Source organism: Chryseobacterium sp. CFS15, assembly GCF_031118795.1.
GTDB lineage: Bacteria > Bacteroidota > Bacteroidia > Flavobacteriales > Weeksellaceae > Chryseobacterium > Chryseobacterium indoltheticum.
Genome location: NZ_JAVHYL010000005.1, coordinates 286595 through 309485, shown reverse-complemented (window position 1 = coordinate 309485; position 22891 = coordinate 286595). Strand labels below are relative to the sequence as shown.

Sequence of the window (22891 nt, the reverse complement as noted above, 5' to 3'; positions counted from 1 at the left end):
AAAATTTTTATAAAAAGTCTGCTAAGTTACGCAAAATATATTTAATAATTTAAACCGCTTTAAATCAAAGGATTATCATTTAAACTAAATTTTTAAACGATTTAAAATTAATATTTATGGCTCTGTTGTGAAAGAAAACTAGAATAAGTTTTCTTCATATTAGAAATAATACTTAATATATTCTTTCCAGCTTCCTTGCTTCTTCTTTTACCTTATTATAACTAACATTTTCTACCGTTTTCATCAGCTTTCTATTCATATACAATTGCAAAGTATAGGTATTGTTTTGTGTAGGAGTAATTAAAATTCCGTCTTTTGGTTTTCCTTCAGCATCTAATTGAATTCCAGTAATGATGTTGTTTTCGTCTGTTTCTTCGATAAATTTGTTACCTGATATTTTTTCTGCCAAACTATTGAAATTCTCCTGAAGACTTGCGCTTTCTTTCACCATCATATAAACTTTATAAAACAATTCCGTTCCTTCGGTAGGCTCCATCGATTCGTCCATTGGGTTTATAGCCGTCGAAATAATTTTCCCTTCTTTTTCATGATAAGCAATAATGCCTTCTTTATATTTTGATTCTAAATAATCTTTTCTTGTGTCATCAATGACTTTTCCGTCGATTGAAAGTTGTTTATTAAAAGTGTTTTGGGATTGTCCTATTTTAATCTCCGCCTTTCTGTTTGCCTGCATATCGCTGACTTCAATAGCATTACTCTTCAGTTCAAAATGAAGTCTGTTAAAATAATGCATCGCAAACAGATCCCAATCAAAACTTTTTAAGACTCCGTTTTTCCAGTATTTGATTGTAAACTGCTTTTCATTCAGGATATATTCTGCACCGTCAAATATTTTTCCGTCTTTATACGTTGATTTGACATCATAATATTGATGTCTGTAATTATCCATATTTTTCAGATAATCATTCGAATATTGAAATTTGGAAATTCCATTTTCAAAATAATCAACCTGCTTAAACTCCCGACTATAATCGGTTTCAAAATATCCTGAAAAAGGTTTACCATTTGTAAAAATACCTTCGTAAAATTCCTGCGGTTTTTCTGAAATTGTAAACGAATAATCTTTAACCTTCACCAAAATTCCGTTTTCGTAGAATTTTTGCTTTTTAATATTGTCCTTATTATAATGATCTTCAAAAAATATTTCTTCGATAAGTTTTCCGTTTTTGTAGACTGAATTTTTGTCATTATCAACTAAAGTTCCATTGTAAGGCTCGTCATTTTTATATTCTAACGTTCCTGTAATTTTGCCATCATTATAAAAAGTAGTTACTCCATTTAGCTTTTCATTTTGAATAGTGTAGGTTTTTTGTAAATTTTCTAGTCTGTAACTGAAAACTTTCTGCAATCCCTTTTTCTTAAAATTTTCTACAGAAATTAATTCTGCCATGTTATCGCCGGTTTCAATAACAAAAGTTCCGTTATAAGGTTTTCCGTTTTTATAAATTCCTTTGGCTATAATTTGCTGATCTTCATTTTTTGCAACCACTTCTCCTTCTTTAGTACCATTTGTGTAATTTACATTGACATAAATATCTCCGACACGCTCATCAAAATTTCCATTAAAAGGCTTACCTTCTTTATATACTCTTTTGTTTTTCACCGTTCCTTTTTCAGAATACTCTATTTCTTCACCATCCTTTAGACCGCTACGATAATTGGTTTCATAAAAAGTTTCACCCTTCGGAAAATATAGAGTTTCCTTACCTGATTTTTCTCCATCAATGATTTTTGCAGCAGATTTTACACCAGTTGCAAAATTATTTTGAAGATAATAAGCATATTCAGTCCCATTTGCAATCCCATTTCCATATTTTTCAAAATGATTTTCTTGTAAGGATTGAATTAATTTCCCTGATCTGTCGTAATTTTTCTGTACAATCGGCTTAAAGCTGTATGAACTGATTTCATATACTATTTCCTGAGCAAGTTGTTTTGAATCTTTCCAAAATATTTTTTGAGAAACGGTTTTTCGATTTTTCGATTTATTTGAAGAAATCTCTTCAATTGGAATCTCTGCCGGCGCCACAACTTCTACTATTTGCGGAGAAACTTCAACTGTCTGTGCTAAAGCCGGCGATGGCGGAAGAACTACAGCTTCTGTAAGAACCTTCGGCTTATCATTATCATCATCAGATTTTGAATTATAATCGTAATCGTCACTATTTTTTACTTTTTCAAAACTTCCGCTTGTCGGTTTTCCTTTTGTATAAGTTCCCTTCATTAAAATTGCTCCATCGGTAGCATAAATTATAGCTTCGCCATCTTTCACACCATTTTTATACTGAACTTTTTTTCTAATCTTACCATTTGGATGATAATATAATAAGGTAAGGTTCTTTGTGTCATTTCTGTATTGCCTGAAATTATTATCATTTCCATATTCATCATACCAGATAATATCGCCTACGTATGAATCTTCATCTTTTTTAAAAGCATACCCTTCAAACTGCGGAGTTCCATTGATATAAAAATCCTGAAGTAAGACCAATTCGCCAACTTCTTTCATAGGCATTACTCTGTAATAAGATGCTTTCGCCTTTGAAGTCACCTTCCAGTCCTGATCATAATAAACAGGATCTGTATTTTGGCAGAAAAACATTTTTAAGAATAGTAAAGAAATAATAAGTGATGTCTTTTTTATCATTTGAGTTGATTTACTCAAAATTAAGAAATTCTACCCTTCTTTTACATTTCTTTTCAATAACAATTAGTTTAATCAAAATACAAAAGACACCATGAAATTTGAAGGGTAATTTAGATTTAAAACATTAAATAAAATAAAAATTCATAAAAAAAATAGGGGGTATTTTATTTTTAAACCATATTTTTTGTAAATTTGCGCTGTAAAATCAAACCCAATATGTCAACTTTAAGATTCAAAGCGTTAGAAACTTTACCATTTAAGGACTTTAGAAAAGATAACTCTATCGAAGTTCCTGTAAAATTGTCAGAATTATTCTGCCAGAATGTTTTCTCAGAAGAAACGATGAGAGAATATTTGACAAAAGAGGCATTCCAATCTATTTTGGATGCGATGAAAAAAGGAACTAAAATCCAGAGACACATCGCAGACCAGGTAGCTGTAGCGATGAAAGACTGGGCAATGAGCAAAGGTGTTACTCACTACACACACTGGTTTCAGCCATTAACAGGAACTACTGCAGAAAAACACGATTCTTTCTTCACTCCAATCGAAGGTGGAAGAGCTATTGAAAGATTCAGCGGAAACTTATTGATTCAGCAAGAACCGGATGCGTCTTCTTTCCCGAATGGTGGTATCAGAAACACTTTCGAAGCTAGAGGTTACACAGCTTGGGACCCTACTTCTCCAGCATTTATTATGGGAACTACTTTATGTATTCCTTCTATCTTTATTTCTTACACTGGAGAAACTTTAGATTACAAAGCACCTTTATTAAGAGCTTTGAACGCTGTAGACGAGGCCGCAACAAACGTAATGCAGTATTTTGACAAAAATGTAACAAAAGTAACTCCTACTTTAGGTTGGGAGCAAGAATATTTTCTGGTTGATTCAGCATTGTATCAATCTCGTCCGGATTTAGTTTTAACAGGTAAAACTTTGTTAGGACATTCTCCTGCAAAAGGACAACAATTAGATGACCATTATTTCGGTTCTATTCCGACAAGAGTAATGAACTTCATGAAAGAGTTGGAAATCGAATGTATGAAATTGGGAATTCCGGTTACTACAAGACACAACGAGGTTGCACCAAACCAATTTGAGCTAGCTCCAATGTTTGAAGAAGTAAACGTTGCTGTTGACCACAACTCTCTGTTGATGGACGTTATGGCAAGAATTGCTCACAGACATCATTTCCATATTTTATTCCACGAAAAACCTTTCGCAGGAGTAAACGGAAGTGGAAAGCACAACAACTGGTCTTTAGCAACTGATACAGGTGAAAACCTTTTAAGCCCAGGAAAAAATCCAAAGAAAAACTTACAGTTCTTAACATTCTTCGTAAACGCTATTAAAGCAGTACACGAATATGCAGATCTTTTGAGAGCAAGCATCGCTTCTGCAAGCAACGACCACAGATTAGGTGCAAATGAAGCGCCACCGGCAATTATTTCTGTATTTATCGGAAGTCAATTGTTCAGAGTTTTGGAAGAGCTTGAAAAAGTAACTGAAGGAAAACTTTCTCCAGACGAAAAAACAGATTTAAAACTGAATGTTGTTGGGAAAATCCCTGAAATTTTGTTGGATAATACTGACAGAAACAGAACTTCTCCATTTGCATTTACAGGAAATAAATTTGAAATCAGAGCGGTAGGTTCTTCTGCAAACTGCGCAGAATCTATGACGGTAATGAACACAATTGCTGCAAAACAATTAAACGACTTCAAAAAAGAAGTTGATGCTTTAATTGAAACAGGATTGAAAAAAGATGAAGCCATCTTCAATGTTTTGAGAGAATACATCAAGCAGTGTAAAAACATCATGTTTGAAGGTGACGGATATTCTGATGACTGGGCTGTAGAAGCTGAAAAAAGAGGATTAAACAACTGGAAAACAACTCCTGAAGCATTGAAGCAGGAAATGAATCAGAAATTTGTTGATCTTTATGAAGAATTAGGGATCTTCAATCACAGAGAAGTAGAGGCAAGAAACGAAATCAAATTAGAAAAATATTCTACCGTAATTGATATTGAAGCAAGAGTTTTGAGTGATATCGCAAGAAACCACATTATCCCTTCTGCTTTAAATTATCAGAACAGATTGATTGAGAACGTAAAAGGTCTTAAAGAAATTTTTGAAGACAAAGAATTCAAAACTTTGGCGAAAGAGCAAATGAGCTTAATTACCAACATTTCACAAAACGTTTCTAAAATTAAACTAGGCGTTGAAGATTTGATCGCAGCGAGAGAAGCAGCAAAAGCTGTTACAGAAAGTCAGACGCAGGCAGAAGACTACTGCAACAAAGTAAAACCTTTATTTGACATTATCAGAGACGCTTCTGATGATCTTGAAATGATGGTAGATGATGAGCTTTGGCCAATGACGAAATATAGAGAAATGTTATTCACAAGATAACATCTGTAAAGTTCCATATTAGTGAGGTTCTCCGGTTTTCCGGAGAACTTTTTTTATGTTTTTTTAATACAGCTTTTGAGAAACTAAGAAATAGGAAAATCCGATGAATAGAGGAAACTGCATATATTTTGTTAAAAAATCTTAATAAAAAAAACCGCTCAATCACCAAAATAGGCGCGTGGCGGTTTGTTTTTCTTTAACATACTTAATCAATATGTTAAATTGTGTTAAATCAAGAACCTGACAATAATCATATCGAGGCTGTCTTGGCTGGAATATCTACTTTTGTAATGCTTTAGAGAAATAAATATACCTTTTTAACACGGATAATTAAAAATATATGAAGAAAAGAGTTTTGTTTTATTTAGTTGCTTTCGTTTCTACAATATCACTACAATCATGCGTTACTAATTACGTAGTTTCAAAACCGGCAACTTATGCTAAAGAATACAAAACAGATGCCAAACTAGCTGCAATAGATACTAAGATGGAGAATGATAAAAAGTTGTTAATCAACTCTTTTATCTCTGAAAAAGCAGTGGCAATCTCAAACGCTAGAAATTCTTTAAAAAATTCTGAAATCGCAAAAGCGATCAAACATAATAAGACGATTGATAATATCTTAACAGAAGCTCAAACTTATCTTGGAACTCCTTACAGATACGGAGGAATGACAAGAAACGGAATCGACTGTTCAGCATTTGTATTATCAGTTTTCGGCGCTGCAGCAGGTCTTACTTTACCAAGAGTAGCAGCATCTCAGTCTCAGGAAGGAGAAGCTATTGATAAAGAAAACCTTCAAAAAGGAGATTTAATTTTCTTCTCTCACGGAAAAAGAATTTCTCATGTAGGAATTGTAGAAAGTGTAACTGAAGAAGGAGAAGTAAAATTTATTCACGCAGCAACTTCAAAAGGGGTAATGATCTCATCACTGAATGATTCTTATTGGGGACCAAAATACAGGTTTGCAAAAAGAGTAATCAATGAGAACGGAGATAACTACAACAACTTAGCATCTACTAATTTTTAGTCTTAAATAATTGATTATATAAATGAAGCCATCAAAATTTGATGGCTTTAATTTTTTGTTTTAAAAATAGGGCTGGAATACTCCTATCAATAGAATCGGACTTTAACCTGATTAAGCATTTACCTAAAAAATTTGACTTAGCCAAAATCTACAACAAGTTTATAAGTTTCGGCTAAAGCAATTTTGTTCACTGTCACTTTTTAAACGGGCTGAAGCACATTCCTATTGATTCGTATAGTAGATGAACTTCCGTTTAATAAAATTTAAATTAGCTATTTTTATCGATTTCTATATCAAATCGACGAAGTAGTCCGTGAACTTCTGAAAGTGAGAATTTTGTCTTTTTAAGCTTATTAGATTCGGGATTGATGGTGTAATTGAAAGATGTTCTTAAATCTGCCTTTTCCATATTGGTTCTTTCGAATGTTGCTCCGCTAAAATCGCAGTTGGAGAATACAGAATTAGATAAATCACATTCAGCAAAATCGACTTCAATCAGTTTACAATTTTTAAACAATGTTCTTTTGATGGAAGTTTTATAGAAAACAGAATTATTTAAAGCACATCCATCAAATTTGAAAAACATTCCAAACTCGTTACAGTCATCGAAATGCATCCCAAACATTTTACAGTCTTTAAAAACAACATCCCGAAAAGCGGTTCCGACTAATTTCGTCATGCTTACATTACAGTCAACGAATTCACAGTTGGTAAATTTAAAGTTAGAAAAATCGGCATATTCAAAATTGCAGTTCCGGAACGTACAGTTTTCATATTCTCCAACTTCTAAAGGTTGTTCTGTAAAATTTATATTATAGAAATTGTCATCAATAACGTAAGCTTCTCTCATAAATTTTTATGATTTATTTAATGGAAAAATTTATAGAAATTTTATTTCACTGATTTTACAGATTGAGCAGATGTAATATCATTTTTGAAGAATAAGTGTAAACTTCCATCATCCCGCATCTGACTTCCAGCTTTACACCAAACTGTTTTTGTCTGCGTAATTGAGTTTAAAGAAAATAAAGGTCATCATAGAAAAGGCAAGCAGTGAACTTCCTCCGTAACTGAAGTACGGTAACGGAATACCAACGGTCGGAAACAGCCCCATAACCATGCCTAAATTAATAGAAAAGTGCATCAACAGGATGGAAGCAAAGCAATATCCAAAAACCCTGTTAAACACAGATTTTTGCTTTTCTGAGAGATAATAAATCCTTCCGATAAAGATCATGTATGCGAAAACTAAAACTGCACTTCCTACAAACCCCCATTCTTCTCCAACGGTACAGAAAATATAATCGGTTTCCTGCTCAGGAACGAATTTTCCCTGAGTTACGGAACCTTCACGAAATCCTTTACCAAACATTCCTCCGGAACCAATCGCTGTCTTTGAATACAGCAAATTATATCCTGAAGTATCACGAAATTCTCTTTCACCCTTATATAAAACCTCGACACGCTCCTGTTGGTGTTTTGGCAGTTTCTCGAAAATGACCGGCGAAATAAATGACAATGCAGCCAGTAAAAGAATTACGCCTACTCCTGGTAAAAGAGTATATATATTTTTGCGAAGAAAAGCTGCATTAAAGGCAAACCACAATCCGCCAATTACAATAATAAATACTGTGAAATACCACAAACTCCATTGCAGAGGATCATTAAGATAGTTGGCGATAAGAAATACCGCTCCAAAAAGCCCTCCGATTAAAAATAATTTTCCGGAAAGACCTTCACGGTACAATGCAATAAAAAACGCAGTAAATACGAGTAACGATCCTACATCAGGAATTGATAATACAACAACGGCTGGAATACCAATTATTGCCAAAGCTGTTATTAATGATTTTGTATTTTTAAGATCGAAATCTGCTCCGGAGACATAATTTGCAAGCATTAAAGCCGTTCCAATTTTAGAAAATTCCACAGGCTGCATGGTAAAACTTCCGAATTTATACCAGTTTTTCTGTCCGAGAATTTCTGTTCCGAAAACATGAAGGCCGGCAAGCATTAAAACTCCACCAATGTAAATAATCCCCGACATATTTTCGAAAAACTTACTTCGGCTGAAGAAAATAATTAAGCCTACAAAAATTGAAATTCCAAAAAAGATCAACTGTTTTTTACCTAAACCTTCATCTACACTGTAAATATTGGCTATTGCAAATAAGCAAAGCAGAAAATACAGCCCCAAACCTAATTTATCTATTCCTTCTGTCCATTTCATGGTTTACGGTTTTTTGGGTTTAACAGTTTGGGCTTTTTGCAGTTTTTCTTTCGCTTTCTTTACAAGATTCAGACTATCTCGTATTCTTTTCAATTTTATAGAATCCGGTTTGGGTTCTTTATACAAACCTTTTCTTTTCAGGTCGACAATCCATTGTCTTTTATATTCAGGCATGAAGCTCGACGTAATCATTTTTTTGTAAAGATGTTCACGTTTCAGATCTCCGGTAATATATTTTTCGGCAATTACTGTACAGGCAGGGCCAGCCCAGGTAGCACCAAATCCGGCATGTTCCATTACAGCAACAACAACAATTTTGGGTTTATCTGCGGGCGCAATCAATACAAAAATAGAGTTATCTTTCCCTTGCGGAACCTGCGCAGTTCCGGTTTTTGCTAATTGTGTAAAATCTTTAGACATCAAACCTCTTGCAGTACCTCTCAAAACAACAGCTTCCATTCCTTTTAGAACAGGTTCGAAATGTTTTGGATCGACTAAAGTATGATGTTTCTTTTTGAATCTCGGATCAGGATTAGGTCTTCCATCAATTGATTTTACAATATGCGGTGTATAATACCAACCTCTGTTGGCAATTGCCGCAACATAATTGGCAAGCTGTAAAGGCGTTACCATTACATCACCCTGCCCCATTCCGTTGTAAATGGCACCCGTCGACATTTCATCCCAATTCTTATAATCCTTTCTGGTAGAACCATTTGCTTTGATGATTGCTTTAAATCTTCTTTCATAAAAATCCCCTGAAGGAATTCTTCCTTTTGCACCAACTGCAAAATCATTATTTAAAAATTCACCGACACCGAAGCTGCTCATGATTTTCTTCCATTCGTCAACACCTTTTGATGGATTTCCCGGATATTTTTTAATGATTGCTATAAATGCATAGGTGAAAAAACAGTTACTCGAAACCTGAATAGAAGGAATCAACGGATCTGCTCCACCGTGACCTTTAATTCTTTTTCCTTTATAGAAAAATCCGCCACCACATGGGAAAATTGTATTTTCATCCATTACGCCCATTTGCATTGCCGCCAAAGCCGTCAACAGTTTGAAAGTCGATCCGGGAGGATAACCTGCCTGTAAAGAACGGTCGAAAGTGGGTTTGTTTTCGTAAAGCGTATCTTTTGAAAGTGCGTAAAGATTTTTAGATTTATTTGGTCCTGTAAAAAGATTGGGATCAATATCCGGTCCTGTTGCAGCCACTAAAACTTCACCGTTATTTGGATCGATAGCTACTACCGCCCCATGTTTATTCACCAGCATTTCTTCTGCCATTCGCTGAAGATCATAGTCAATAGTCAATGTAATATCTTTTCCGGTGATAACATCTTTATCTAAAGAGCCGTTTTTATAAGGCCCAACATTCCTAAGTTTAATGTCTTTCTGGATATATTTAATCCCCTTTACGCCGCGAAGTTCTTTTTCGTAAGATTTTTCAATCCCTGTTTTCCCGATGAGGTCGCCCGGAAGATAATAAGTAGAATCTTTTTTAATTTCTCTATCGTTTACTTCACTTGTATATCCCAAAAGATTTCCGGAAGTAGAGACTTCGTACTGTCTTTGAGGACGCTGAACGATACTGAAAGCGGGATATTTGAATATAATTTCCTGAACTCTTGCTATTTCCTCTCTGCTTAGATCTTTAATGAAAGTCATCGGCGTGAGTTTGGAATAATATTTTTCAGCTTTAATTAAGTTAATTCTTTTAATGAAATCACTCTTCTCAATTTTCATTAAATTACAGAAAGCCAAAGTATCAAAATCTGGTTTCATTAAAGCCTGAGTAAAAGAAATTTCGTAGGCAGGCTGATTTCCCACCATTATTTTTCCATTTCTGTCGAAAATAACTCCACGCTGCGGAATAACATATTCGGTTTTGATGGAAGTATTGGCTGCATTCAAGGCATAACGATCTGTAAACAGCTGTAAATAAGAAAGCCTTGCTACAAAAATAAGAGCAATGACAATGAGAATCGTTAAGATTTTTATATGGCGTGTGTTCAAACTTTCTGTTTGATTTTAAAGATTAATGCGTAAACTATGATAAATATAAAGGAAATTCCACTAGTTACCAACACATTAAGTAAGATTTCGAAAATTCTGCTGAATTTAAAAAACTCGATATACTGCACCAGAAGCTGATGCAAGAAGATACTTGAGAACAGAAACAGTAAAAACTGCGTCCATTGCAAAGACTGAAATGAGAAGAAATCGGTAGAAGTATCTGTAGACGTACGGAAAATTATCGTACGGAAATAAGCAATTAAAGTAGTTGCCAAAGCATTAATTCCCCAAGAATACAAAAAGGCATCAATTGACAAACCGATTAAAAAACTTAAGGCTAAAAACTGAAATCTGTTTCTAAAAAAAGGATAAAACATCACAAAAACCGGATATAAAACCGGAGTAAACTTACCGAACAGCGTAATCCTGTTCAATACAAAAATCTGTAATGCAACCAGAAAAGCCATGATCAAAAGATCTGTAAATATGGTTCTGCTAATCATTTTCTTTTTTTATTACAGCTTGCATAGTATCCTGAATTTTCTGAACCTCAGCTTTTTTAAGATTTTTAACGACGAAAACTTTATTTAATGCTCCCATTTTCTCGCTTAATTCCACTGAAATATCCCAAAATCCTGTTTTATTATCTACGGTGTATCCCGCAATTTTACCGATCATCACTCCTTTAGGGAAAATTGCTGATTTCCCATCGGTTTCAATGGTATCGCCAATTTTCAGGGAAACATATTTTGGTACATCTGCCAGATGCATCAATCGGGAGTTATCTCCTCTCCACGTCAAAGTTCCGAAATATCCCGAATTTTTCAGCGCAGCATTGATTCTGATTTTATTAACACTTAAAACCGACTGTACTAAGGCGTAACTATCGGTAGAATTAATAACAATTCCGGCAATTCCTCTCGGAGACATTACGCCCATTTGAGGATAAACACCGTCTCTTGTTCCGCGGTTGATTGTAAAATAATTATTTCTTCTGTTGATGCTATTGAAAACAATTTCGCCATCTACAAAAGTATAGATCTGGCCACCACCCAAAGTATCATGTACTTTTCTGAATTGTGGATTTGCAGCGCCTTTTTTCCCGTAAAGCTCAACCATTAAGGCCTTATTCTGAGCAACAAGATCTTCGTTTGTTTGTTTCAGCTTTAAATAAGAAACACCTTCATCAATATACCCGGAAACCCAGGAATTGAAAGCCGCAGTCTGACCCGCAAGCCAAGATTGCTGCATGGCGTTTTTAGAGAATATCAAAATGAGAGCAATAATTTGCAGAAACATAAAGAATACAAAAAGAGCATTCTTCGAAAATAATCTCAGCAAAAATCCCATTCAGATATAAAGTCGTAAAAAGTTAAAAAATTTATTTAATTAAGAAATTGAACTTATCCATATTCTTAAGTGCAATACCCGTTCCGCGAACAACAGCTCTCAAAGGATCTTCTGCCACGAAAACCGGAAGCCCTGTTTTCTTGTGTAATCTGTCTGCAAGACCTCTCAACAAAGCACCTCCACCAGCAAGATAAATACCTGTTTTGTAAATATCTGCTGCCAATTCCGGCGGCGTAAGCGAAAGAGTTTCCATTACAGAATCTTCAATTCTGATAATTGATTTATCCAAAGCACGAGCGATCTCTTTATACCCAACCATAATTTCTTTTGGCTTACCGGTAATAAGATCTCTACCCTGTACAGGAATATCGTCGATATCTACATCTAGATCTTCAACTGCAGAACCTACTTCAATTTTCACTCTTTCAGCAGTTCTTTCTCCGATGTATAAATTATGATGCGTTCTTAAGAAATAAGCAATATCGTTTGTAAATACGTCACCTGCAATTTTTACAGATTTATCACAAACAATACCTCCCAAAGCTACAACGGCAATTTCGGTAGTACCACCACCTATATCGATAATCATGTTACCTTCAGGCTTTTGTACATCAATACCAACTCCTATTGCAGCAGCCATTGGCTCATAAATCAAGCGTACTTCTTTTGCGTTTACTTTCTGAGCAGAATCTCTTACCGCTCTTTTTTCAACTTCTGTAATTCCTGAAGGAATACAGATCACAATTCTTAAAGCAGGCTGAATAAATCTTCCTTTGATCCCAGGAATTTTTTTAATAAATTCTTTGATCATGTGCTCTGAAGCATGGAAATCTGCAATAACTCCGTCTTTCAAAGGACGGATGGTTTTTATATCTTCATGCGTTTTACCCTGCATATGTTTCGCCTGTTCTCCAACAGCAATCGGCTTTCCCGTAGAACGTTCTATTGCAACAATAGAAGGCTGATCTATAACAATTTTATTATTATGGATGATAAGCGTGTTGGCAGTTCCAAGGTCTATCGCAATTTCTTGCGTAAACATATCGAATAAACTCATAATTTTCTCCTTGATTTAAGTTTACAAAGATATAAATTTCACAGTACTAACGATTACAAAGTTTTATATAATTTGGTTAAATTTTTATTAAAATTACACTTTTTTCTTAATCTATTGTTTCTGTAAGTTTTAGCAAAAGATACAAAATCTTACATAATTAATTTATAGCTTTTTACGATAATTATCATACAAACAATCACAAAATCTTTAAGTAAAATTTCCTTAAATTTGCGACTGCTTATGATACAGTATTCCAATATACATCAGACGTCAAATTTTGCCGTATTATCCATCAGTTACGAAAAGGCAGATGTTGAAACCAGAGGTAAGTTTGCATTTTTTGATGACAATATTAAAAACTTTGTTACCCGAATTCACGACGAAAATTTAGGGGACGCATTTGTGGTTTCCACATGCAACAGAACCGAAATTTATTCTACCTCACCCAATTATCTTTTGGTAGCCGAAGAATATTGCAAAACGATTGGTGTAAATCTTTCAGACTTTCTTCAATTTGCAAATATTGCAACTAAAGAAGAGGCCTTAAATCATTTATTCAGAGTGGCAGCCGGATTGGAAAGCCAAATCATCGGTGATTTTGAAATTATTGGGCAGATCAAGAAAGCTTACGCCCGTTTTAAAAAAGAAAGACAAAATTCGAATCCTTTTTTAGAAAGATCGATTAATTCTGCGATTCAGATTTCTAAAAGAATAAAAAATGAAACCGGCATCTCCAACGGAGCCGCTTCTGTTTCTTATGCGGCGGTACATTATATTTTAAACAATCAGAAAAGAATTACTGAAAAAAACATTCTTCTTCTAGGAGTTGGTGAGATTGGTCAGAATACGGTTGAAAATTTAGTAAAACACGTTTATCAGCCTAAAATAAAAATTGCCAACCGAACTCAGGAGAAAGCAGCAAAAATTTCAGAGAAATACAATATTCCCAATATTGATTATAATGATTTTGAAAAGGAATTAGAAAATACCGACATTTTAATTGTTGCTACAGGAGCAAAAACCCCAATCATCAACAAGTCTCATTTAAAAAACGGAAAAGAAATTCTGATTATTGATCTTTCCATTCCTCATAATGTTGACAAAGATGTTTCTGAACTCGATAATGTAACTTTAATCGATGTTGATGACCTTTCAAAACAAATCCAGGAAACTATTCAACAGCGTGAAAAAGAAATCCCGAAAGCAGAAGTTATCATTAAAGAAATGACCAGAGATTTTCTGGAATGGGAAAAAAAGAGAAAACTTGCGCCAAACATTCATCACTTCAAAGCAGTGCTGAAAAACATGGAACGCAACGAAATGCACAACTTTTACAGAAAAAATAAGTACATCAATATCAACGACATGGAGCTTTCTGAGAAGATGATTCAGAAAATAACCAACCGTTTTGCAAAATATATTATCGACAATCCTCTAAAAGCCGAGGAAATTAGTAAATTAATGCACGAAATTTTAGTCGAACAACCCAACAACGAATTCAATGAAAAGCATTAGAATAGGAACCCGAAATTCTGCACTTGCACTTTGGCAGGCAAGAGAAGTTGCAAGACATTTGCAAAACCTCAATTATCTTACCGAGATTGTCCCAATCATTTCTTCAGGCGACAAAAATCTTAATCAACCTCTTTATTCTTTAGGAATTACAGGGATTTTTACAAGAGATTTGGATACCGCATTGCTGAATGACGAAATTGATATTGCCGTACATTCCCTAAAAGATGTACCAACAAAATTACCCGAAAATATAGAAATTGTCGCTTATCTTGAGAGAGATCATCCGCAGGATGTTTTAATTAAAAGAAAATCGGCAATGGACAAAGAATTTCACGAGCTCAAATTAGCGACAAGCAGTTTGAGAAGAAGAGCTTTTTGGTCTAAAAATTATCCTGAAACAGAGTTTTTTGACATCAGAGGAAATATTCAGACCAGACTTCAGAAGCTGGAAGAGCAAGACTTTGATGCGACCATTTTATCTTTGGCCGGAATTAAAAGAATGAAAATGGATATCGATTACGAATTTCTTCCATTCATGATTCCTGCGCCTTCACAAGGTGTGGTTGCTGTTGCCGGACATTCAGATAAAAAAGAAATCAACGACATTTTGAAGCAGATCAGTCACAAACAGACTCAAATTTGTGTAGAAATTGAAAGAAATTTCCTGAGCACTCTTGAAGGCGGTTGTACCGCACCCATTGGAGCTTTTGCCGAAAAAATTGAAAACCAGATCAGATTCAAAGCTGCTCTTTGCTCGCTAGACGGAAAAAATTATATCGCCACCGACGAAAGTTTTGAATATAATGAAGAAGAAAATTTTGGTGAAAAATTTGCCAATATTGTTTTAGAAAACGGAGGTAAAGAATTGATGACTGAAATTAAAAGTCAGCTTTAAGGTTTTAAGTTTTAAGTTTTAGGTTTTAGGTTTTAGGTTTTAGGTTTTAGGTTTTAGGTTTTAGGCAAAATTAAGATTTTCTGAATCTTAACATTTCTTTATGCTTAAAGAATCTTCATGTTTAAAATTAATTTTTGAACTTTACAGGACTTGTTTTCATTTCAAAATTTTAAGTCAATGAAAAAATTCTTTTCAATATTCATCTTATTCCTTTTTGTCTTTTTTGGAAAAGCTCAAAATCAGTTTGCACAAAAATTGTCTGATGCAGCTTTAAGCTTAACGAAAGATAAAGTCACCTACGATCCTGCTTATTTTACGCTAAAATATCCAAATGGAGATGTTCCGGCGGATAAAGGTGTTTGTACTGACGTCGTAATCAGAGCGTACAGAAAACTGGGAATTGATCTTCAGAAGGAAGTGCATGAAGATATGAAACAGAATTTTTCAAAATATCCTAAAAACTGGGGTTTGAAAAGACCCGACACCAATATCGATCATCGAAGAGTTCCAAACCTGAGAGTTTTCTTTGCTAAATTTGGAAAATCAAAATCAATCGAAAACAAGCCTGAATTGTACGTTCCCGGAGATATTGTAACGTGGCTTCTTCCGGGGAATTTAACGCATATCGGAATTGTTGTCAACAAAAAATCGGCAGACGGAAAAAGATATTTAATTGTACATAACATCGGTGGCGGACAGGTTATTGAAGATTGTCTGTTTAAATTTACTATTACCGGACATTACCAATATTCAAAATAATTTATGATGAAGAAGGTCGTTTTCGCTCTGTTTTTATTTATTTTAAACTTGAGTTCGGCACAGAATTCAGGTTTAAAGATCATCAATAAGCCAATCAGTTATTCTGCGGAGAGAATTCAATTAAGCTTAGAATATTTAAAAGAACATCATGGTTTAAGTCAAAAAACGCCGACGATTGTTCCGAAGATGATTGTTTTGCATTATACAGCGGGAGGAACGGTAGAAAGCAACTACAAATATTTTAATAAAACCCATCTTGAAAGCGCAAGAAATACTTTAAAAAAGCAAAGTACACTCAATGTTTCTTCGCAGTTTATCATAGACCGGGACGGAACTATTTATCAGTTGATGGAACCAACTCAATTTGCAAGACACACGATTGGTTTAAACTATTGCGCCATCGGAGTTGAAAATATTGGAAGCAAGAAACAACCGCTTACCGAAAAACAAGTGGAAGCCAACGCAGAGTTGGTAAGATATTTAACCAAAAAATATAAAATAGAATATCTTATCGGCCATTCAGAATACGGAGTTTTCAGAAATTCTAAATTATGGAAAGAATCTGACCCCAAATATTTCACAGGAAAAGAAGACCCGGGAAAAGACTTTATGACAAAAGTAAGAAAGCAAGTCGCCGATTTACACTTAAAAGATAAACCTTAATGAACATTTTATTTACCAAAAACATCGATCCAAAATATCTTTCAGAAAAACTGGGAAATAATATTTTGATCGACTGTGTTGAGGTAATAAAAACAAAACCGGTTTTTGTAGAGCATTTTGACCTGAAAGACCGGTCGCTTATTTTCACAAGTTTCAACGGCGTAAAATCTTTTTTTGAAAACAAATTTCAGCCTAATGAAGATTTCACCGCAAAAAACTACAATAAGATCTATTGTGTAGGCGAAAAAACCAAAAGAGAACTTCGCAAAAACGGTTTTGGAACCTTTAAGGTTTTAAAAAACGCAGAAACATTATCCCAATTCATTATCGAAAACTGCGCTCACGAAAAATTCATTCATTTTTGTGGAAATTTGGCGCTTGATGTTTTAGACAAAAAGCTTCCGCTACAAAATATTTCATATAAAAAAGTGACTGTTTACGAGACAGAAGCGCTTAATCCTGTGATACATGAAAAATATCATGCAATAGTTTTTTTTAGCCCGAGTGGAGTTCGTAGTTTTGCGAAAAATAATTCTTTAGAAAATACCATCCTTTTTTCAATAGGAGAAACGACCTCTAAAGAAATAAGAAAGCATACAAAATCTGAGATTTTTACGAGTATAGAAAATACTTTATTAAACTTATTGTCGGTCATAAAAAATAGATTAGAAAAAGACATTTCATAATCTATCAACTAAAAACCGTCAACTATCAATAATATTATGATTAAAAACGACCTATATTTAAAAGCACTTCGTGGCGAAACTGTAGAAAGACCACCAGTTTGGATGATGAGACAGGCAGGCCGATATTTACCCGAATTTATCGCACTTCGCGACAAGTACGATTTTTTCACGAGATGCCAGACTCCCGAATTAGCTTCTGAAATTACAGTTCAGCCCATCAGAAGATATCCTTTGGATGCGGCGATTTTGTTTTCGGATATTTTAGTTGTTCCTCAGGCAATGGGGATTGATTTTAAAATGAAGGAAAATGTAGGACCGTGGTTGGATAATCCGATCAGAACGATGGAAGATGTGCAGAATGTGATCGTTCCTGATGTAAATGACACTTTAGGGTACGTTTTTGATGCGATTGAATTGACTTTAATCAAACTAGACAACGATATTCCTTTAATCGGTTTTGCAGGTTCTCCGTGGACGATTCTTTGCTATTGCGTGGAAGGAAAAGGAAGCAAGGCTTTTGATATTGCTAAATCTTTCTGCTTCCAACAACCGGAAGCTGCGCATTTGTTACTTCAGAAAATTACAGATACTACCATTGCTTATCTGAAAAGAAAAGTTGAAAAAGGAGTTTCTGCCGTACAGGTTTTCGATTCTTGGGGCGGAATGCTTTCTCCGGAAGATTACCAAGAGTTTTCCTGGAAGTATATCAACCAAATCGTTGAAGCTTTAAGTCCATTAACTCATGTTGTGGTTTTTGGAAAAGGATGTTGGTTTGCTTTGGAAGAAATGACAATGGCTCCGGTTTCAGCTTTAGGAGTTGACTGGACAATCAAGCCTGAATTCGCAAGAACTTTGACGAATCACACCATGACGCTGCAGGGGAATTTTGATCCTGCAAGATTACATTCTACACCTGAAACAATCAAGAAAATGGTGAATGAAATGATCAATCGTTTTGGTAAAGACCGATATATTGCCAATTTAGGTCACGGAATTTTACCAAATATTCCTTTGGAAAATGCAGAAGCGTTTATCAGAGCTGTGGTAGATTGGAAGCCGAATAATTAATCTCCCGCAGATTTTACAGATTGACACAGATTTTTCCATACGCTTGTCATTTCGGAGGAATCTAAATCTAGCTTTAAAAATTACGCAAATACATTGTCAAGATTCCTGCGGAATGACAAACTTTATGTAATATTTATTATAAATAAAATCCCTTTCAAAAATAACTTTGAAAGGGATTTTTCTATTAAGAAAAAAATTAGCTCTTGGTATTTTCAATACATTCTAACAACAAAATTAACGTAAAGCATTTTAATAAAAGTAATAAAAAGAGAATTTGAGCAATCGCCAAAATCTATAATAAGAAACTTTATAGTTTAGTTAGTTTAGATACTGTAAAATATCTTTCTTTTCGAGTTTAAACTCTTTATTGGAATCAATTTGGATGACAATAACCTGAGAATTTTCTATAATTTTCTTGATTTCACAAAAAGTTTCTTCGTCGATTTTTGAGACATCGATATTGTTTACCTTAATAATTTTGTCTGCTACATTTAATCCTGATAATTCAGGAATTTTAAGCTTGTTTACAATAACCAATGTGCCGTCAACAGGAGCAAAAGCAATTCCGAAGCTATTATATTCGGGAGTTTTATCTGTTGTATTGAGAATGATTTTTTTGCTGATGAAGTCTAAATCGATGAGGTAATTTTCCATAAATCTTGTTCCGACCAAATTTCGGGAATCTGAACTCGTATCAACAATTTGATTACCTAAAATGTTATGATTAACCTCAGCTTCCATTACATCAAGCCATCTTTCACCTTTACTCACACTATTTAATGATTGAGATAAAAGCCCTTCAAAAGTAAGAAAACTATCGTCTTTTACTAATTGATAAGATTTTGAATCGAGTGTAAAACCTGAACCTGATCCCGTATCGAAAACCAAATCTAAATTTTGCTTTCTTATATTGACATTAATTGTAGGGACATGAGTGAAGTTTTCTTCAGAAAAAGGAATTGATATTGATTGTGCCGAACTTTCAGTTATTTTATCTGAAATTGTGATGGTTTTAGTTCTAAAATCAATTCGCCAAACTTTATTATTCATCATATTGGCTCCAAAAACTCCACTGATTTTCATGCACGCCCGTGAAGCCATCCAACTAATATTCATAAATGAAAAGTTTACTTTTTTAAACTTTAAATCTGCAATTTTAAGTGCATCGGTTGAAAACATTTCATTTTTTGAACTCGAATTGTTAGCATCGATTCCTTCAAAAATCATGTTTTCTTTCTTTTCACTGAGTTGACCCTTCAGCTCGTCAGACAAAATGGTGAATGCGCCTGTATCAAAGATGAAATTGTGTTTCTGATTCTTAATATCAACTTTAACGATTATTTTTCCATCAATATATTCAAAAGGAATGGCAGATGCGCTAAAAAATAACGGAAACATGAACAACGTACAAGCATAAAAAATTTTAAACTTCATCATAGTAAAAATAAAGACTGTCCCAAAGAAACAGTCTGTTAATTATTAAGAAAGCATCCTTTGTGCTTTTTTCACACCTTCTACCAATAAATCAATTTCCTGAAATGTATTGTAAACGGCAAAGCTCGCTCTCACCGTTCCGGCGATGTTAAAGAAATCCATAATCGGTTGCGTACAATGATGGCCGGTTCTCACGGCAACTCCCATTTTATCGAGAATCATTCCGACATCAGAAGAAATACCAATCCCTTCAAGATTAAAAGAAACTACGCCCGTTCTTTGCGCTTTTTCACCATAAACTTTTAAACCTTCGATTTCCAAAAGCTGTCTTTGTGCATAATCCAGCAAAGCATTTTCATGACTCTGAATATTTTCCTGACCTACTTTTTTAATGAAATCAATGGCAGCTCCAAGAGCAATATTTCCGCCTACATTTGGTGTTCCGGCTTCATATTTAAAAGGTAAACCTGCATACGTTGTCGCATCAAACGAGCATACCGCAATCATTTCACCTCCACCATGAAAAGGCGGCAAATCTTCAAGAATTTCCTGTTTTCCATAAAGAACTCCAGTTCCCATCGGAGCATACATTTTATGCCCTGAAAATACAAAGAAATCGCAGTCTAACTTTTGAACATCAATCGTAAAATGAGGAGCCGACTGGGCACCGTCTATGACAATATAAGCATCTGAATTGGCTCTTGTTTTAGCAATAATTTCTTCAACCGGATTTACAATTCCCAAAGCATTGGAAACCTGATTAACAGATACTACTTTTGTCTTTTCACTTAGAAATTCGTCTAAATAATCAAGCTGAAGAATTCCGTTTTCATCAATTGGGATCACGCGAAGTTTTGCACCTGTTCTTTCACACAATAATTGCCAAGGAACGATATTCGAATGATGCTCGAGATATGAAATAATAATCTCGTCGTCTTTCTTCAATTTTTGAGTTAAAATATAAGCGATAAGATTTATTCCTTCGGTTGTACCTTTTGTGAAGATCACTTCAAAATCATTTTTGGCATTTATGAATTTCTGGATTTTTCTTCTTGAAAGCTCCATTTCTTCGGTTGCCAATTGGCTCAATGTATGGATTCCACGGTGTACATTAGCATTGAGTTCTTTATAATAACGATCCCAAACTTCAAGTACCGAGTTGGGCTTCTGAGACGTAGCTGCATTATCTAAATAAACCAATGGTTTACCGTTCACTTCCTGATTTAATATAGAAAACTGACTTCTGATTTCCTGAATGTCAAACATTTATTACAATTTTTAAATTAAAAAGTTCTTTATTTAGAACACATCAAATTTACGATTTTTTATCTAAAAGTCTGCCAGATTAATAGAGTGATCGTTTTTATCTAAAACAAAAAAACCTGCCAAAAAAATGACAGGTTAATTTATTTAGAGTAAGAAAATTCTTATTCTGCTGCTGCTTCTTCAGTTGCAGGAGCTTCTCCTCCTTCAGTTGCAACTTCTTCTTCATCGTCATCATCTGCCATAGCACCTCCTTTAGCTGCATTTCTAGACATTTTAACAGCTACAACAACTGCATTGTCAGGATGTACAAAAGAGTAACCTTCAGCTTTGATAGTACCAACATAAAGCTTGTTACCAATTTTAAGAGAAGTAATATCTACTACGATCTCATCTGGCAAGTTTGCAGGAATAGCTTTTACTTTCAATTTTCTGAAAGACTGACGTAAAACACCACCAGCTACAACACCTTTAGAACGACCAGTAATTCTTACAGGAACTTCCATAACAACTGGCTTATCGTCAGATAATCTGTAGAAGTCTGCGTGAATAATTCTGTCTGTAATTGGGTGGAACTGAATATCCTGAAGAACTGCAGGAATTACCTGACCGTCAACTTCAATAGATACCGTGTGTGCTTCAGGAGTATATACCAAACCTTTGAATGCTTTCTCTGTAGCAGAGAAATTCAATGGCTCACCACCTCCGTAAACAACACAAGGAACTAATTCAGCATCACGTAAAGCTTTTGTCGACTTTTTGCCCACGCTTTCTCTTTTTGTACCTTGAATTGTAATTGATTTCATTTATAAAAAATTTAAAAATTTGTTTTGATTTAAACTGCAAAAAGCTAATTATCAACTAGATAACAAACTTACTGCTAATCGACTGGTGCTCGTGCACCATCTTCATAACATCAGCAAATAATGGGGCGCAAGATAGCACTTTTATTTTAGATGACAAGCCATTTTTTACAGGAATTGAGTCAGTTACAATAACTTCCAGCAATTGCGAGTTCTCAATATTGTCATAAGCCTTTCCTGAAAGCACTCCGTGAGTCGCCATTGCTCTTACAGATTTTGCTCCTTTTTCCATTAAGATATCTGCAGCTTTGCAAAGTGTTCCTGCAGTATCGATCATGTCATCGATAAGTATTACATTCTTACCTTCTACATCCCCGATAAGGAACATTTCTTCTACTACGTTTGCTTTTTTTCTTTCTTTATAAGCAATTACTACATCTGCACCAAGGTGACCAGCGTAGTTTTTTGCTCTTTTTGCACCTCCCATATCCGGAGAAGCAATCGTAAGATTATCAAGCTTAAGATTTTTGATATAATCTACAAAGATGGTAGACGCATACAAATGATCTACAGGAATTTCGAAGAATCCTTGAATCTGGTCTGCATGCAAATCCATTGTCATTACTCTAGTTGCACCTGCAGCAGTTAAAAGATTCGCCACCAATTTGGCACCGATTGGCGCTCTTGGCTTGTCTTTTCTGTCTTGTCTTGCAAGCCCGAAGTACGGAAGCACCACGGTAATACTTTTTGCAGAAGCTCTTTTTGCTGCATCAATCATTAGAAGCAATTCTAAAAGATTGTCTGCCGGCGGAAACGTAGATCCGATTAGGAAAACTCTTCCTCCTCTTACAGATTCGTCTAAAACAGGTTCAAATTCTCCGTCGCTGAACTCCTGAAAGTTGATTTTCCCTAATTCTTTCCCATAATACTGGGCAATTTTTTCTGCAAGATCTTTACTCGTTCTTGTAGAAAATAGATAACTTAACTGATCGGCCATTTTTACTTTTTAAAAGATTTTGCAAATTTAAAAAAAAAC

General features: G+C 34.6%; 19 protein-coding genes. 8 read left to right on the top strand and 11 right to left on the bottom strand.

From position 1 onward, the window contains the following. Positions 1 to 172 precede the first annotated feature (172 nt). The gene (locus OH814_RS10630; RefSeq protein WP_308828128.1) at positions 173 to 2668 is read right to left on the bottom strand and encodes a hypothetical protein; all 2496 of its coding nucleotides are present in this window, start codon (positions 2666 to 2668) and stop codon (positions 173 to 175) included. A gap of 216 nt (positions 2669 to 2884) precedes the next feature. Between OH814_RS10630 and OH814_RS10625 the strand changes: the two genes are divergently transcribed. Both OH814_RS10625 and OH814_RS10620 read left to right on the top strand, forming a co-directional pair. Continuing rightward, entirely contained in the window at positions 2885 to 5080 is a 2196-nt protein-coding gene (locus OH814_RS10625) for a glutamine synthetase III (RefSeq protein WP_076561272.1), read from the top strand. A gap of 340 nt (positions 5081 to 5420) precedes the next feature. Further along, positions 5421 to 6110, top strand: a complete 690-nt coding sequence (locus tag OH814_RS10620) for a C40 family peptidase (protein ID WP_076561271.1) — start codon at positions 5421 to 5423, stop codon at positions 6108 to 6110. 268 nt (positions 6111 to 6378) lie between these two features. Here the strand turns inward: OH814_RS10620 and OH814_RS10615 are convergent, their stop codons facing one another. From OH814_RS10615 to OH814_RS10590, 6 genes are all read right to left on the bottom strand, one after another. Further along, positions 6379 to 6960 carry a pentapeptide repeat-containing protein gene (locus OH814_RS10615; protein WP_308828127.1) on the bottom strand — a complete coding sequence of 194 codons (582 nt, stop codon included), beginning with the start codon at positions 6958 to 6960 and terminating at the stop codon, positions 6379 to 6381. 132 nt (positions 6961 to 7092) lie between these two features. Further along, positions 7093 to 8340, bottom strand: coding sequence for a rod shape-determining protein RodA (rodA, locus tag OH814_RS10610; protein ID WP_076561269.1), 1248 nt, complete (start codon positions 8338 to 8340; stop codon positions 7093 to 7095). A gap of 3 nt (positions 8341 to 8343) precedes the next feature. After that, entirely contained in the window at positions 8344 to 10362 is a 2019-nt protein-coding gene (locus OH814_RS10605) for a penicillin-binding transpeptidase domain-containing protein (protein ID WP_308828126.1), read from the bottom strand. Further along, positions 10359 to 10865: a rod shape-determining protein MreD gene (locus tag OH814_RS10600; RefSeq protein ID WP_076561267.1), complete on the bottom strand. Its 507-nt coding sequence runs from the start codon at positions 10863 to 10865 to the stop codon at positions 10359 to 10361. The genes OH814_RS10605 and OH814_RS10600 overlap by 4 nt, the downstream gene beginning before the upstream one ends. Next, entirely contained in the window at positions 10858 to 11712 is an 855-nt protein-coding gene (gene mreC, locus OH814_RS10595; RefSeq protein ID WP_076561266.1) for a rod shape-determining protein MreC, read from the bottom strand. The genes OH814_RS10600 and mreC overlap by 8 nt, the downstream gene beginning before the upstream one ends. Before the next feature lie 31 nt (positions 11713 to 11743). Next, positions 11744 to 12769: a rod shape-determining protein gene (locus OH814_RS10590; RefSeq protein WP_066678895.1), complete on the bottom strand. Its 1026-nt coding sequence runs from the start codon at positions 12767 to 12769 to the stop codon at positions 11744 to 11746. A 240-nt stretch (positions 12770 to 13009) separates the two neighbouring features. Between OH814_RS10590 and hemA the strand changes: the two genes are divergently transcribed. The 6 genes from hemA (at position 13010) to hemE (ending at position 18355) form a co-directional block, all read left to right on the top strand. Beyond that, complete coding sequence (hemA, locus tag OH814_RS10585) at positions 13010 to 14284, top strand: glutamyl-tRNA reductase (RefSeq protein WP_308828125.1); 1275 nt, start codon at positions 13010 to 13012, stop codon at positions 14282 to 14284. Beyond that, positions 14271 to 15179 carry a hydroxymethylbilane synthase gene (hemC, locus tag OH814_RS10580; protein ID WP_123886376.1) on the top strand — a complete coding sequence of 303 codons (909 nt, stop codon included), beginning with the start codon at positions 14271 to 14273 and terminating at the stop codon, positions 15177 to 15179. The genes hemA and hemC overlap by 14 nt, the downstream gene beginning before the upstream one ends. Positions 15180 to 15356: 177 nt before the next feature. After that, positions 15357 to 15938, top strand: coding sequence for a DUF1287 domain-containing protein (locus OH814_RS10575; protein WP_076561263.1), 582 nt, complete (start codon positions 15357 to 15359; stop codon positions 15936 to 15938). A gap of 6 nt (positions 15939 to 15944) precedes the next feature. Beyond that, a complete protein-coding gene (locus tag OH814_RS10570) occupies positions 15945 to 16601 on the top strand; it encodes a peptidoglycan recognition family protein (RefSeq protein WP_308828124.1) in 657 nt (218 codons plus the stop codon). Further along, positions 16601 to 17287 (top strand): uroporphyrinogen-III synthase, encoded by a 687-nt coding sequence (locus OH814_RS10565; RefSeq protein ID WP_279195672.1) that lies wholly within the window; start codon positions 16601 to 16603, stop codon positions 17285 to 17287. The genes OH814_RS10570 and OH814_RS10565 overlap by 1 nt, the downstream gene beginning before the upstream one ends. Before the next feature lie 36 nt (positions 17288 to 17323). Further along, positions 17324 to 18355 (top strand): uroporphyrinogen decarboxylase, encoded by a 1032-nt coding sequence (gene hemE / locus OH814_RS10560; RefSeq protein ID WP_139421040.1) that lies wholly within the window; start codon positions 17324 to 17326, stop codon positions 18353 to 18355. 318 nt (positions 18356 to 18673) lie between these two features. On the opposite strand, the gene OH814_RS10555 is transcribed toward hemE, so the two are convergent. The 4 genes from OH814_RS10555 to OH814_RS10540 all read right to left on the bottom strand — a co-directional run bounded on the left by OH814_RS10555 (position 18674) and on the right by OH814_RS10540 (position 22852). Next, complete coding sequence (locus tag OH814_RS10555) at positions 18674 to 19789, bottom strand: hypothetical protein (protein WP_308828123.1); 1116 nt, start codon at positions 19787 to 19789, stop codon at positions 18674 to 18676. 45 nt (positions 19790 to 19834) lie between these two features. Then, complete coding sequence (locus tag OH814_RS10550) at positions 19835 to 21055, bottom strand: cysteine desulfurase (protein WP_308828122.1); 1221 nt, start codon at positions 21053 to 21055, stop codon at positions 19835 to 19837. A gap of 161 nt (positions 21056 to 21216) precedes the next feature. Continuing rightward, positions 21217 to 21858 (bottom strand): 50S ribosomal protein L25/general stress protein Ctc, encoded by a 642-nt coding sequence (locus OH814_RS10545; RefSeq protein WP_115620636.1) that lies wholly within the window; start codon positions 21856 to 21858, stop codon positions 21217 to 21219. 55 nt (positions 21859 to 21913) lie between these two features. Then, positions 21914 to 22852 carry a ribose-phosphate pyrophosphokinase gene (locus tag OH814_RS10540; protein ID WP_076561256.1) on the bottom strand — a complete coding sequence of 313 codons (939 nt, stop codon included), beginning with the start codon at positions 22850 to 22852 and terminating at the stop codon, positions 21914 to 21916. Positions 22853 to 22891: the final 39 nt, after the last annotated feature.